The organism is Bremerella volcania (assembly GCF_007748115.1).
Lineage (GTDB): Bacteria > Planctomycetota > Planctomycetia > Pirellulales > Pirellulaceae > Bremerella > Bremerella volcania.
The window spans coordinates 5991163-6004163 of the sequence record NZ_CP036289.1 but is presented as its reverse complement, the minus strand read 5'-3'; the positions used below and the strand labels follow the sequence as shown (position 1 = coordinate 6004163).

The window sequence follows — 13001 nt, the reverse complement described above, 5'->3', positions numbered from 1 at the left end:
AGAATGAAGTTGCGGTTGCTTTTCTTAATATGTCTCTGGAAAGACTGTGTGTGGCTTCGACACGTCCATCATACCGTTTGGATGATATTCTCGCTCTCAACGCCGAGATTATATCGTTATCGCGTGTTGAATTGCCGCTGGATCCTCATCTGGGACGAATGAGTAAGGATCTTACAGGGCGTCTTCGCCGATTGGGCGAAGACCTCTCGGAACGTCTTTCCGCAGGGCAATCGCTTGAAGACGCGATAGGGGAATTGGGGACTGGTTTTCCGCCCATGTATCGGGCCGTGGTTACGGCTGGGATTCGCAGCGGACGACTGACTTCAGCCCTGGAGGATATCGCTGCAACCGCTCGCCGCGTCCAGAAGATGAGAATCTCGTACCTCACGGCGTCGGTTTATCCGGCGATTTTGTTGATCCTCGCAGGCATCTTCGGGATGACCATCGGGATGGAACAACTGCGCATGATGCGTGAAATCTGTGTCGATTCCTTCATCCCGGAAACATCCTTGATTCTTAGGTCGATCGATTTTTTTGCCTCCTTGAAGCCACTATTCATCGCATTGATTCCCCTGGGTGGATTGATGCTGTTCTGCATCGCCTTGCTGCAAGTCTGGCCCTCATTCTTATTTCTGGGAGATGGCTTCGTGACCTGGCTGCTGCCTGGGGCGAAGAAAGCGGCTCGGAATTGTCAATGGGCAATGGTTTTCGATTTGATGGGATTGTTGATTCGTCATCGGTGCCCGCTTCCAGAGGCCGTGAGACTTGCGACGGAGGCGACCTGTAATCGTCGAATGACGGCGAGTGGTCGCCAATGGGCCGACCGCATTGAAATGGGAGACTTGAAAACAGCACCTCCCGAACTGAATCCACTAAGTCGTTGGCTTTTGGCAGCGCAATTAGAGCCGGATGCTTTAGCGGATAGCTTGGCCCTGACAGGCGAACGCTACTACGCCAAGGCTCGGCGACAGAGTCTATGGATTCAGAATCAGCTTCCCATTTATGCCACACTGGTGATCGGCGGTTTGGTCGTTGTTCTTTATGCGATGATGCTCTTCGTTCCCTGGATTGGAATTCTGCGTTTCGTACTGGCCCTTCCCGCTTAGCCTCGTTGTTCCCGCGTTTCGTTCATGCAGCCAACATTCGGTTCTTCGAATCATGATTCCAAAGTAGATCACCCACTGCTCGGCAGTGCGGAGACCGTGGAAGATTCGCAATCGGAGCATGAAGTTAAGCCGTCCACTATTTACCTCAATTCGGCCGAGTCGGCCGAACTTCTCCGCTGCATCGGCGAGTTGTCCAATTCGGGAATGCCGTTGGATGAAGGCTTGGAAGCATTCGCGGAGGAGGTCTCTCAGCGAAAGCTCAAACAGGCATTCCGACAGTTAGCCAAAGAGATTCGTGCCGGTGGGAATCCGCTGGTCGATCACGATCTCAGTTTCGTGCGACTCCCTAAGTACCACCAAAGCGTCTTAGTTGCCGGTATTCAGTCGCATCGACTCGGTGAGACGCTCTACGAGTTGCTGGAAGAAGAGAACTGGCGAAACGAGTATTGGCGCGATCTGTGGGCCGCGCTTTCGTACCCGTTTCTGTTAGCCACGGTTACGCTGCTGGTCGTCGACCTTTTGAACGTGTTCATCATGCCGATGATTCAGACGCAATTTCTTTCCATCTACGAAGACTTTGAACTTGATTTGTCGTTTGATCCAGAGATCTTTCGCGCTCCTACGATATCGTGGACCAGTTTCTTTTTGTTGGGGGGTGTCGGGATCTTCCTGATTCCCGCTTTTCTGACACCCGCACAGACTGCCTTATTGAGGCGTAGCGTGCCGTTAGTCGGAAAGATCTTCTGGTGGTACGAATCGCTCGACTTGATCATCAAACTGCGGTTATTGGTGGCTCAGAACATTCCTACCCCGACCTCCCTGCGTCTCTTGGAGGATGCGGTAGCCAGCCGTCGTTTCGCGGAATTAGCGCCCATTTGGGCCGAACAGATGGAGCAAGGCAAGCCACTGGGGGAAGTCTGGCAAGTTTCGCCGGATATTCCTTCCTCGATTCTCCCCTTGGTGCGTTGGGGAGAGTCTAACAATGCTCTTGCCGAGGCACTCGAGAGCGCGGAGCGGCTCTTAAAAGAGAGACTTGCGCTTCGGCGTGAATTAATTCGCAAGATTGGACCGCCGGTGATCACTATCCTTGTATTGGCGGCTTTGTTTTGGGCGGCTGTTCGTCTGGTCGTGTTGGTTTCTCCCTTGATTGACTTGATTCAAGCGTTGACCTGAGTTCATGGATCTTCTCTACCACTTGCAGAATCTCTGGATGGCCGTCCTATTGGGCATCGTGCTGCTCGTTCTGGCGAATCAGTGGGATAACACAACCCATGAAGAGTCCACTTTGCTGCGTCGTGCGCTCCGTCTGACGGCGTGGATGATCATCTGTATTGGGGGAGTAGGTTGGTGGATCGGCGTCTCGGGGTTTGTGGCTGTCGTTCTCATCCCTGTCGTTTCCTTCGTTCTCTTTGGTATCGGCATGCAGCGTTACCGCGTTATGGAAAACCGTAGCCTGGTTTCGATCGTGATTGCCGGTATGGAGAAAGGAATACCACCGGTTGCCAGCGCCGTCGCGTATCGGCAAGAGGCGACTGGGCTCCAGGAGCGGAAAGCGGATCGGTTTGCCAAGGCTCTCGGTGCTGGTATGTCGCTGGTGGATGCGGCTCGGGTTGCTCGCGTGTTTCTGCCAGCCGAGACGGTCATGATGCTCGAACTGGGACGCACGATGGGAAATGTCGACGCAATCAACAAGCATTCCAAGGAATTTGTTCGTGACGACACGACCAACTACGGCAATCTCGACTTATTCCTTGGCGGCCTGATTACGGTCGTCCTGGTTGGGTTTTTTCAGTTAGCATTGCTGACATTCACCGAGATCAAAATCAAGCCTGTGTTGGCGATGATCATCGATGATTTCGATTTGGGGGCCAGCGGTTTTCCTGCGTTGTGGGCCTGGAGTGAGTGGTCGGCGGACATAATTTTGTGGTGTTTATATTTCATCATACCCATTGCCTTTTTGCTATTCATACTAATGGTGATGGTGCAGTGTGGCGTTTTCAGCGAATTGCCTTGGGGGTTGCGTTGGGTTCACGGACCGCTGAACGAGTGTCGATTCTTAAACGTCCTGTCGGTAGTTGTTGCTGCTGACTTGCCAGTGCAAAGTGCATTGGAGGTTGCACGAGCCAGGTTTCCTGCCGGAAGAATCCGTAGAGCTGCTCGGCATGTCTGTCGACAGCAACAAGCCGGCGCCGATTGGATCGAGTCGCTCCGCAAAGAGGGGATATTGAATCGAGGTGAAGCGGCTTTGGCCAGTTCGGCTCAGGACGCCGGCAACCTGGCATGGGCCCTCAAAGAGATTTCGATTGGTAAGCGTCGTCGACATTTGCAACGCATGGCGCCGGCAATGAAAATAGCGTTACCAATTCTCGTCTTGTTGGCCGCCCTGCCGGTACTATTCGCTGCGATTGGGATTTTTCTTCCCATTATAAACCTGGTGACTAACTTGTCACTTTATTCGCCGGTGAACTAATCATGCCCCGAAACGTCAATAAACTTGGAATCTCCGTGATCGAGTGCGTCGTCGCACTTTCGGTCTTGGCTGCCATGTTGTCGGTGGTGTTGTCCATTCAAGTGGTTCAGTCGGCTCGGATTGGGCTTGCCAAACAAAAGCTGGTAGCCGAGCAAACGTTGAGCAATCTTGCCCAGCGCGTCGTTGCGGCCGATCAGGACGAAGTCACCGAAGAGACGATCGTTGGCTGGGCTCGACGGTTGGAGCAGCAGCAAGGACTGCCTCAAGGTACGATTCAAGTCGAACTCAATGCGATCTCGAAGCCAACTACCGGAAAGCAGATTGTCCTCAAGTGGAAACCGAAGTCTTCGCACTTGCCTCAGTACTCGCTGGTCACCTGGCGATTCGAGCAGACGCCCGAGGAAGCCGCGGAGGAGCAGTCATGAGATCGCGACGCCCCAAAGGGACCAGCCTGATCGAAACGCTGGTGATCATTGTTATCGGAGGGATCATCGCCACTCTGGCGATTAAGCTCTTGCATCAAAGTCAGTTGAATGCTCGCCAGGCTCAGGATTGGCTTGATCTGCAAAGAGGAGTTACGCGATTGGAAACACAACTTCGTCGAGACCTGCGAGATGCCGCTGATGTTGAACTGCCCGATGAGCAAACGCTGGTCATCCAACTGTCAGACGCGTCGGTCTCATACGTGAGCAAGGACGGACTTGTCGAACGAACGCGAACCAATCAGCAGTCGGATCAGAGTCCAAGAGAGGGCTACCGGTTGCCTAAGTCGCGAGTGGTTGTTTCTCATGACGACCCAGGTCAAGTCCGCATGTTGATCGAAGCGAACCAGGGGATGCCATCTTCGGAAGAATATGTCATCGAGCAAACCATCGGGAGGCGACCGTGAAACAACAACAATCATGCAAGCCACGTGGATTTGTCAGTGTGTTCGTGTTAGTGGCCATGGTAGGGGCCGTGTTAATCGCTACCGCATCCTTGATGCAGGTCACTGCCCAGTCACGGCATGCGTCCAATGGCGTGAGTCAGCAGCAAGTCGACTTGCTGTTCGAGGCGGCGATTGAACTAGCAAAGTCGCGTTTAGCATCTCAACCGAAATATGACGGTGAATCGTGGCAGATTGAAAAAAAGGACAGCGGCCTGCGTAAGGCGGCCCAGGTCATCGTCAAGATCGAATCAAACACCGATCCGAACTTTCGCAATGTGGAAGTCGTCGTCGAGCTTGGCGACGACCCCGCAGCGACAATTCGCGATCGAAGAACATGGACCATTTCACTCCCTATGTCGGAGCAAAGTTAATGAACGCGAGAACTTTCCGCGGATTTACGCTGGTCGAATTGCTAGTTGTTATTGCCATCATTGGGGTATTGATTGCCCTATTGCTTCCCGCCGTGCAACAGGCACGCGAGGCCGCGCGTCGGATGCAATGCATGAATCATCTTGCTCAGTTGGTGTTGGCTCTGCACAACTACGAGTCCGCCAATCAGCACTTTCCGGCCGGCTCGATCAACGATACGAGCCCCATTCGGAATGTTCCGAAAGGGTACCATCACAACTGGATCTCGGCCACTCTCCCCTATCTCGGAGACATCACGACCTACGATCATATCGACTTCAGCAAAGGAGTTTATGACAAGGCACAAAACGGACCGAGAGCATTGAGCCTGGAGATGTTGGAATGCCCTTCGAGCCCAATCAATCGTGTGAACAATCGAGTCGGTTCGTCGCACTACGTAGGGATTCACAATCATTGTGAATTGCCAATCAGCGAATCAAATACCGGGGCCTTTATTTTGAACAAGCCCCTTTCGGCGGCGAACTTCCATGATGGTGTTGCCTTTACCCTTTTTCTTGCGGAAGCAGATATTACACCGACCAGCAATTTAGGTTGGCTAAGCGGTACAAGAGCAACACTGCGTAATACAGGGGCTGCTCCAAGGAGTGGTCCGGCGATTGGATTGCCCAATGTTTATACCGACCCAGCGTGGTTGAACACGCTCGAGATGCAACCGAGTGAGGCTTTCGACAACATTACTGCGATATCTGCTGGCGACAGCGGTGGCGAAGATGAGAAAGAGAAAGAAGGCGAGCAGGTTGCCGAGGCAGAGAACCTGAACGAAGCCGATTTCATGGACTTCGAAGGGAAAAATGTACCGCTCTTGCAAGCAAGAGTTTTCGGAGTGATTCCCAATGATCCGACCCTCTATGTCGGTGGCATTGGAAGCTACCATCCCGGCGGCGTCAACACAGCGATGGGGGATGGAAGCGTGCGTTTCATTTCGGAAACGATCGGACCGGTTCCGTATCACCAGATGGGGCATCGGTCTGATGGCCAATTGCGAGTCAGCGAGTATTAGACGGACGTCGCCATGCTAAAAGGCCAATCCTTTCCCCTGATCTTTTTGATGTTGCTGGTCGCGTTCTCGGCGATTCTGGCTCGTATTGCTATGCCGATCGTGCAATCGTTTCAAACGCACGATATTTATGGCTCGGCGGTTGCGACGGAACAGTGGATTACCTGGAGCGCGGCGATGGTGCTGACTGGTGCCGTGGTTGGTTTCTCGATTGGATGGGTACGAGAATATTTTTGGCCTGGGGCAATCGTCGGCTTCATACTCGGAAGCGTTATTGGTGCGGTTTGCACGCCGTTTCTGGCAGTTCCCGCGGCGCTCACTGCTTTATGTGACTTGGCCTGGATCTTTATCTCGTTGATTTTGTTGACGTTCGGGACCATACTGATCGAACGCCGCTGCAGAAGCCCACAAGACGGCGAACGATACGTAAAAGCACTCAAGGAGAATCCCGAGCAATCGTGATCGAAGCTTGCCGGGGATACAGATCGTGATTTACTCAATCAGGGGCATAGGATGGTCAGCAATATCAGTCGCGTTCTCTTGGTCGAAGACAATCCGGCCCATGCGAAACTGATGATGAGGACTCTCAGGGAGTTTGGCGAGTCGCTGGACATCGATCACGTCACCGATGGCGAAGCCGCTCTTGCCTATCTTTTCCGAATCAATGAATTTCAGCATAAGAATAAGCTGCCGCACTTAGTGTTGCTTGATTTGCGAATCCCCAAGTTCGATGGCCTGACGGTGCTTGGCCGAATTAAGCAAGACCCAGTGCTCAAGCAGATCCCGGTTGTCATTCTTACGACGTCGGACGCCGATTCTGACATCCGAGGAGCTTCGGATAGGTTTGCTAACAGCTATCTGGTAAAACCAATTGAATACGTGCAATTTGTCAACTTGATGCGCTCTGTTGGGGCCTATTGGACAAAGTTGAATCAGACACCTTCTCCTTGAAGGTGATTTCAACTTCCATCCCCTTCGACGAAATCGTCAGGCATTGCTCATCCCCGTTTTTTCTACGGAACAGTCATGGCAGGTAAGTTGCGTTTGTTGATTGTTGAAGACGATCCCGCACACGCGAGACTTATCATGCGTGGGTTTCGTTCAGAAATAGACGACTTTGAACTTTCGACGCACTTTTCGCTCAAGGACGCACGCGACACCATTGAGCAATCTGTTCCTGATCTTGTGATTGTGGACCTCTCGTTGCCTGATGGTTTAGGAGCCGATCTGATTGAGCCGCAAGGGAAAGCGGCGCGATATCCGGTCATGATCATCACGAGTCAGGGAGACGAGCAGACGGCCGTTGACGTATTAAAACGGGGGGCGATCGACTATGTCGTCAAGTCCGAAGCTGGCTTCGCGGAACTGCCACGGCTGGCCAAACGGTCGATTCGGGAGTGGCGACTGCAACGCGAGAAGATGGAAGCCGAAGAAGCGCTGCGCAATAGCGAGCAGCGTTATCGAGCGCTGATCGATCACTCTCCGACGTCCATCGTAGTTGCCTGTGAAGGAAGAATAGTCCTCGCCAATGGAATGGCTCAAAAATGTTTGCGGGCAAGTTCCACCAGCGAAGTGGTAGGAAAGCCGATCGAAACGTTCGATATTCCTGATATTGCGGCCCTGGCCTATGCCGATGGAAGAGATGCTGATACGCGTTCGCCAACTCAATTGAACGAATACGTCCTGCGTCGAGTTGACGGGACTCTACTCGATGTCGAGTTGATGACGACCTCAGTTGACTACTACGGTCAGAATGCCACGCAGTACGTGTTCCAAGACATCACGCTGCGTAAAGCAGCCGAAACGGAAATGCGTATTCGCGATCGCGCCATTGCTTCGGCGGGAGATGGCATTTTCATTGTTCAACTTTCGAAGGGTGAGATCAAAGTTGTCGACTGCAACCAGGCATTTCTCGAGATCGTCGGCTGCAGTCGCGAACTGGTAGGGCAAATCGGGCTGAAAGTGATTCGGTGCGATTCGCGATACGATGCCCGCTTGCGCTTGATTGTCGCCGGGATTCATTCCCGGCAGTCTGCGCGAGATACGATCCGGATCCATGCTGAAAACGACGAGTTTCGCTGGGTTGAAATCTCGATCTCTCCGGTGCAAGTCTCAGACAGCCAGAACTCGCATGTCGTTGGCGTCGTGCATGACATCACGGAAAAGGTGAATGCCGAGGAAGAAATCCGACGACATAATGCGGAACTAGCTCATTTTCTGCGACTGACGGCGATGGGGGAGTTAGTCGCCGGGCTCGCTCATGAGGTGAATCAACCGCTGTACGCAATATCGAACTATGCCGGGACTTGCGAGAACCTTCTCAAGTCGCCGGATGGGATTGATAAGCCGAGTCTGCAGCAGTGCGTTTCTCGAATTGGCCAGCAAGCCCGGCGTGCTGCCGAAATCATTCGCCGTCTTCGAAATTTCGTGAGTCGCACGGCCCCTAAGGCAGAGTCTGTCGAGATAAATGATTTGCTTGGCGATTCCATTGCACTCCTGACGCCGCTTCTGGAAGAACAGGCAATCGAGATTTCTCTGGAGATAGATCCTTCGACGCCCAGTGTATTTGTCGATAGAATTCAGATAGAGCAGGTTCTGATTAATTTGATTACTAATGCGATTGATGCGATTGACGACACCAACGCTGAACGTATCATCGAGATCAAGACATGCCTTGTTGAGACTAAGAATGAGCCAATGGTTCAGGTTTCCGTGCGCGATTATGGTGTAGGCCTCCCTCCAGGCTTCGATGTGTTCGAGGCTTTTCAATCGACCAAGGAAAAGGGAATGGGGATGGGCTTATCCATTAGCCGCACAATTGTCGAGTCGCATGGGGGCAAGATTTGGGTTGAATCGGGCTCCGCACGCGGTACGATCTTTTTCTTCACGCTTCCAACTTCCCTCCAACAGGTAACTGGTTATGCCGACGAATCCGACCGTGTTTGTCATTGACGACGACCCAGCGGCACGTGAATCGATAGGGATGCTCATTCGTTCCCTCGGCCTTCAAGTCGAAACGTTCGCGTCCGCCGAACAGTACTTGCAAGCGTTTGATGCCAGCCGCCCTGGTTGCGTCGTGACCGATATGAGAATGTTGGGACTCAGTGGCTTAGAGCTACAGGAACAATTGGTCGAGATGGGAGAACGGATTCCCGTGATTCTGATTTCGGCTCATGCCAACATGCAGATTGCCGTGAAGGCGATGCGGAATGGTGCGATCACCTTTCTGGAAAAGCCTTGCCAGCAGCAGGAAATCATCGACGCAGTAAACGAAGCGATCGCCTTGGATGCCCGCTGGCGACAGGAATCGAGAGAGTCGACCGAAGCCAAGGAAAACTATGAGAAGCTGAATGCCGGTGAACGTGACGTCATGAAACTGATGATGGTCGGCAAGGCAAACAAAGTGATTGCCAATCGGCTGGACGTTAGCCTCCGAACGGTCGAGGCTCGTCGGCACAACGTCTTCAAGAAAATGAACGTCGATAACATTCCCGACTTGACCAGGCTGGCGATGAAGATTGACGAACTTCGCGCTGAGATTGAATCGAATAGCGACTCTGGCGACGACACGGAAGAAGAATAAATCATTCGCAGCCCAACTTCAGTCTCTTGGCTGGCCCAGCACCAACGCTCCGACACTCAATGTGATAATGATCGGCAGGAGCGTCATGGGGTAAAGCGGTGGTTTGGGTTCCTGGTAGAGATAGTCTTTCGCCACGAGCCAACTCTCGGCTCGCAGCCATCCCTCGTCGGTTTTCCGCCAGACGATGGTAACTTCCTTCTGGGCCGCTGGGCCAGACGTTGGCAATACCATGGATGTGGCGATCCAAATTGCCCCGAGCACGAGAAAAGACCAGAGAAGCACGCGAATCACGGGAAGTTCGTTTCTGCAAAATCATGAGAAGGAGAATGCTGTCCTTAGCCTGTTTTGCAGGGAATGTGCCATCACCGTTTGAAGAGTCTTTGGAAGTTGCTAATTCCTTTTTACAAAAGAGGTTATGGCATGAGGTGAGGTGCCGATATGGATCATTCTTGAGGCGTTTTGGCCTCATCCAGTCTCGATGTGATGTTGCGTTATGGAAACGCGATGCGTGAGCGAGACTGGCGGATTTCCGTGAAAGCTCAATCTTCGCGAATCGAAAGTTGCCCCAAGGTGTGCCGTGACCTATTTATTTCACGTGCGGTCTGCATTCAGAACAGGGCGACCGGGGGAACTTTTCGCTTCCAGAATTGACGGGATGAGAATCACGATGACGCAAAATACTTCTCTGAAAGACCTGCTGGCCGGAGCTCAATTGCCAGCTTTGCCGCAAAGTGCCATTCGCTTGTTGGAGCTCGCTCAGGATCCCGAAAACGGCCCCGCCGAATTTGCGGTACCAATCGAGGCAGATCCCGGGCTGACCGGACAGGTATTGCGATTCGTCAATTCGTCCTATTTCGGCTTCTCGCGAGAGATTTCCAACGTCAAACTCGCCATTACGCTCGTTGGAATTCGTACGATCAAGAATTTCGCACTCTGGAGTGCCGTGTTCAGCTTAATGCCCAACCCAAAGAGTGGGCCGTTTGACCTCAAGAGCCTGTGGCAAGATTCTCTGCGCCGCGGTTTGTTTGCCCGGGCTGTTGGCAAGCATCTGGGATTGAAAGATGCCGAGGATCTTTTTGCTGCCGCACTGCTACAAGACATGGCCGTTCCGCTGCTGGCGAAAGAACTCGGCGACAAGTACCGTACGCTGATTGAAGGCCGCAGCGAAGGTCAAGCACGTATTTCTGACCTGGAACGTGAAACCTTCGGATGGACCCATGCCGAAGCTGGCGGCGTGATCGCTCGTGGTTGGAGCTTGCCGGAAGCATTTGCGGAACTGATTGAATCGCACCTGGACTTGGAAGATTACCTGGCCGCTCCCGAAAAAGACCCAGGCCGTGTTGCTGTTGCCCTCTCGGCATTGTTGCCGGCGACTGCCGATGAGTCGTGGAAAGAACTGGAACGCTTCCAGTCGGCCTACGGTAAAGTCATGAAGGGCGGCCCATCGATCGCGGAGACCCTGGAAAAGGTCGATGCTGATTACGAAGAGTTCGCTCCGGTTCTTAAGCTGGCCAACCCGTCGGTCACGCTTGTCGAACTATATAATCAAAGCCTGCAGAAGTCGGCCACCTAAGCAGCGCACAAATTCTTCGCCGCATCACTCGTGGTCCCCTAGCGAGGAAGCTCAGAAGATAGGGCAAGAACTAAAAAAAGCCGCTCCCAAAGGAACGGCTTTTTTCTGTTTGGCATAACAGGTCGTGAACGTTTTGCCTTACCAGACGAACTCGCCGCCGAGGTAAGCACCATGAAGGATCACGTCGCTTGAAGCTTGCACGTCGTTGATAACGGCGAAGTCTTCAAAGTTTTGCGGGATCTGGTCGGCTGCCAGGCCAACACCGCTGACGGCGAGGGCTCGGTAACCACCGGTGAACGTAAGGCAGTTGAACACTTTGTAGTCGACGCCCAGGTCAAATTCACCCAGGAAGGTGACGCGACCTCGCGAGCTGCTCAGGTTGAACTCCTGGCCGTTGTTGGGGCTGAGGACATTGTTGACAACGGCGTACCCATTGGAACCGTATAGTTCGGAATCTTGCGTAACAATGTTTCCATAGATACCGAGCTTGGTAGCCAGGTGAACGTTCCAGCAACCGTGCGTCATGTTGGTGATAAAGCCGATCTGTGGACCGATCAGGTTGTTCGAGACGTCGATATCGTAGTTCACTTCGTCGACCTGGCCGGTGTAGCTGTAGTCGACCGTGTCAGCTGAGAAGGACAACGATTCAGCGAATCGGAAGTAGCGAACACCCCCCAGGACGCCAACCGAGAAGCTGTTGCAGCCCGAGTTGCAAGAGAACATGGTTGGATCTTGGAACAGGTTCAATTCAATGTTATAGAAATCCGATGTACGGCGAAGTCGGTGATTCAAGGCGTTGTTGTAGTAGTTTTCGATATTCGACAAACCACCGCCACTGTCGTAAGAAAGACCTTGGAACGCGTCTTCCAGGACGGTATTCAAGTTGCCGGTAACTTGCGTGTCGTTCACTTGGAACTCGGTAGTATCACGAATTGCCCAGAATACACCTTCCCAAGCCCAAGTGCCGCAACCGGTGTATTTGCCCAGGCGAACTTCGTAACCGCCTGCCCAATCCATTCCGGCGTCGTGCGTGCCCATGACCTGACGACCGTAGTCTGCGTCGTCGTAGCTCAACCAAACCTCTTTCTCGAGGTCACGGTTCATGATCAAAGCGCCGCCGTAGGCGAACCAACGGCTGCAAGGCATGCAGCAATCGGCGTAAACGTCGCTACCGTAGCACGCGCCCGAGTCGCAGTTGCCCGAGGAAAGGACCGATTGCTCGATTCCGGGCATCGCGGGTGGCCCCAGGTCTTCTTGCTTACCTTCGAGGGCGTCCATGTAAGCCTTGTCTCCCTGGATAGGTTCGAGACTGGCTTCGGGTTTGTAGCTCACATTCGAGGTTGGTTGCGACCACAACTTGGCGGGCGCACTCGGCTCGGCATAGTAGGTCGCCCCAGGGCGATATGCCGATGATTGATTGATGTCGCCAGGGGACTGGGCGAACAAAGCGCTGGCGCTTAGCAATCCAGCCAAGGCACCAGGTACTGAAAGAAACGTCTTCATGACAAAATGCTCCACGACTTTGCTTTGGACCCGTCGAGGTGACGAACCTCAAAGCTGCCAAACAATGCGGAGTTTCTGGATTCCGTTCCACACTCTGGCTTCCTGCGTCGCGCGGCTACCGTGCCGCACGTGGCCACAACCGTGTGACCATTAGCATTCATCGACAGCTGCTAGCGGCATTGATAGCAAGTTTTCTAGAGCAAAATAACTTTTCAGCAGGTGGGTCGTTGTAGAACCGTACTAATCGCTAGCACTAGACCGCTAGCCATGTTCAACCGAGCGATGGAGCTGCTAAACTGCCCGAAGATAGGGAAGAGAACTCTGAATGTTAAGAAATACGCTTCGAAATGATGTTTGTCAAAAAAATGGGATGAAAAAAAGTAGTCTGATTTCGAGGACCTTGCTGGCAAGG

14 protein-coding genes are annotated in these 13001 nt (G+C 53.0%); 12 read left to right on the top strand and 2 right to left on the bottom strand.

All coding sequences use genetic code 11. The annotated features are described in order from the left end of the window. Positions 1-29: 29 nt before the first annotated feature. The 11 genes from Pan97_RS23980 (at position 30) to Pan97_RS23930 (ending at position 9513) form a co-directional block, all read left to right on the top strand. The gene (locus Pan97_RS23980; protein ID WP_144977111.1) at positions 30-1106 is read left to right on the top strand and encodes a type II secretion system F family protein; all 1077 of its coding nucleotides are present in this window, start codon (positions 30-32) and stop codon (positions 1104-1106) included. A gap of 96 nt (positions 1107-1202) precedes the next feature. After that, entirely contained in the window at positions 1203-2279 is a 1077-nt protein-coding gene (locus tag Pan97_RS23975) for a type II secretion system F family protein (RefSeq protein WP_165698946.1), read from the top strand. 37 nt (positions 2280-2316) lie between these two features. After that, a complete protein-coding gene (locus Pan97_RS23970; protein ID WP_165698945.1) occupies positions 2317-3576 on the top strand; it encodes a type II secretion system F family protein in 1260 nt (419 codons plus the stop codon). 2 nt (positions 3577-3578) lie between these two features. Beyond that, entirely contained in the window at positions 3579-4001 is a 423-nt protein-coding gene (locus Pan97_RS23965; protein WP_144977102.1) for a hypothetical protein, read from the top strand. Further along, entirely contained in the window at positions 3998-4465 is a 468-nt protein-coding gene (locus Pan97_RS23960) for a hypothetical protein (protein WP_144977098.1), read from the top strand. Before Pan97_RS23965 ends, Pan97_RS23960 begins: the two co-directional genes overlap by 4 nt. Next, positions 4462-4875, top strand: a complete 414-nt coding sequence (locus Pan97_RS23955) for a hypothetical protein (RefSeq protein ID WP_144977095.1) — start codon at positions 4462-4464, stop codon at positions 4873-4875. The genes Pan97_RS23960 and Pan97_RS23955 overlap by 4 nt, the downstream gene beginning before the upstream one ends. Further along, positions 4875-5933, top strand: coding sequence for a DUF1559 domain-containing protein (locus Pan97_RS23950; protein WP_144977092.1), 1059 nt, complete (start codon positions 4875-4877; stop codon positions 5931-5933). The genes Pan97_RS23955 and Pan97_RS23950 overlap by 1 nt, the downstream gene beginning before the upstream one ends. 12 nt (positions 5934-5945) lie before the next feature. Beyond that, positions 5946-6392 carry a hypothetical protein gene (locus Pan97_RS23945; protein WP_144977089.1) on the top strand — a complete coding sequence of 149 codons (447 nt, stop codon included), beginning with the start codon at positions 5946-5948 and terminating at the stop codon, positions 6390-6392. A 51-nt stretch (positions 6393-6443) separates the two neighbouring features. Continuing rightward, on the top strand, positions 6444-6881 hold the full coding sequence (locus Pan97_RS23940) for a response regulator (protein ID WP_144977086.1): 438 nt from the start codon (positions 6444-6446) through the stop codon (positions 6879-6881). A gap of 75 nt (positions 6882-6956) precedes the next feature. Next, the gene (locus tag Pan97_RS23935; RefSeq protein WP_144977084.1) at positions 6957-8882 is read left to right on the top strand and encodes a PAS domain S-box protein; all 1926 of its coding nucleotides are present in this window, start codon (positions 6957-6959) and stop codon (positions 8880-8882) included. Continuing rightward, complete coding sequence (locus tag Pan97_RS23930; protein WP_144977081.1) at positions 8851-9513, top strand: response regulator transcription factor; 663 nt, start codon at positions 8851-8853, stop codon at positions 9511-9513. The genes Pan97_RS23935 and Pan97_RS23930 overlap by 32 nt, the downstream gene beginning before the upstream one ends. An 18-nt stretch (positions 9514-9531) precedes the next feature. On the opposite strand, the gene Pan97_RS23925 is transcribed toward Pan97_RS23930, so the two are convergent. Continuing rightward, positions 9532-9804, bottom strand: coding sequence for a hypothetical protein (locus Pan97_RS23925; protein ID WP_144977078.1), 273 nt, complete (start codon positions 9802-9804; stop codon positions 9532-9534). Between the two features lie 376 nt (positions 9805-10180). Between Pan97_RS23925 and Pan97_RS23920 the strand changes: the two genes are divergently transcribed. Continuing rightward, positions 10181-11086, top strand: a complete 906-nt coding sequence (locus Pan97_RS23920; RefSeq protein WP_144977075.1) for an HDOD domain-containing protein — start codon at positions 10181-10183, stop codon at positions 11084-11086. Between the two features lie 138 nt (positions 11087-11224). Here the strand turns inward: Pan97_RS23920 and Pan97_RS23915 are convergent, their stop codons facing one another. Continuing rightward, positions 11225-12589, bottom strand: a complete 1365-nt coding sequence (locus Pan97_RS23915) for a BBP7 family outer membrane beta-barrel protein (RefSeq protein ID WP_144977072.1) — start codon at positions 12587-12589, stop codon at positions 11225-11227. Positions 12590-13001: the final 412 nt, after the last annotated feature.

Excerpts from the sequence above, each read along its gene's own strand:
- Pan97_RS23935 (WP_144977084.1), top strand. The coding sequence starts at position 6,957 with ATGGCAGGTAAGTTGCGTTTGTTGATTGTTGAAGACGATCCCGCACAC.
- Pan97_RS23970 (WP_165698945.1), top strand. The coding sequence starts at position 2,317 with ATGGCCGTCCTATTGGGCATCGTGCTGCTCGTTCTGGCGAATCAGTGG.
- Pan97_RS23930 (WP_144977081.1), top strand. The coding sequence starts at position 8,851 with ATGCCGACGAATCCGACCGTGTTTGTCATTGACGACGACCCAGCGGCA.
- Pan97_RS23950 (WP_144977092.1), top strand. The coding sequence starts at position 4,875 with ATGAACGCGAGAACTTTCCGCGGATTTACGCTGGTCGAATTGCTAGTT.
- Pan97_RS23960 (WP_144977098.1), top strand. The coding sequence starts at position 3,998 with ATGAGATCGCGACGCCCCAAAGGGACCAGCCTGATCGAAACGCTGGTG.
- Pan97_RS23945 (WP_144977089.1), top strand. The coding sequence starts at position 5,946 with ATGCTAAAAGGCCAATCCTTTCCCCTGATCTTTTTGATGTTGCTGGTC.
- Pan97_RS23920 (WP_144977075.1), top strand. The coding sequence starts at position 10,181 with ATGACGCAAAATACTTCTCTGAAAGACCTGCTGGCCGGAGCTCAATTG.
- Pan97_RS23965 (WP_144977102.1), top strand. The coding sequence starts at position 3,579 with ATGCCCCGAAACGTCAATAAACTTGGAATCTCCGTGATCGAGTGCGTC.
- Pan97_RS23940 (WP_144977086.1), top strand. The coding sequence starts at position 6,444 with ATGGTCAGCAATATCAGTCGCGTTCTCTTGGTCGAAGACAATCCGGCC.
- Pan97_RS23980 (WP_144977111.1), top strand. The coding sequence starts at position 30 with ATGTCTCTGGAAAGACTGTGTGTGGCTTCGACACGTCCATCATACCGT.
- Pan97_RS23915 (WP_144977072.1), bottom strand. The coding sequence starts at position 12,589 with ATGAAGACGTTTCTTTCAGTACCTGGTGCCTTGGCTGGATTGCTAAGC.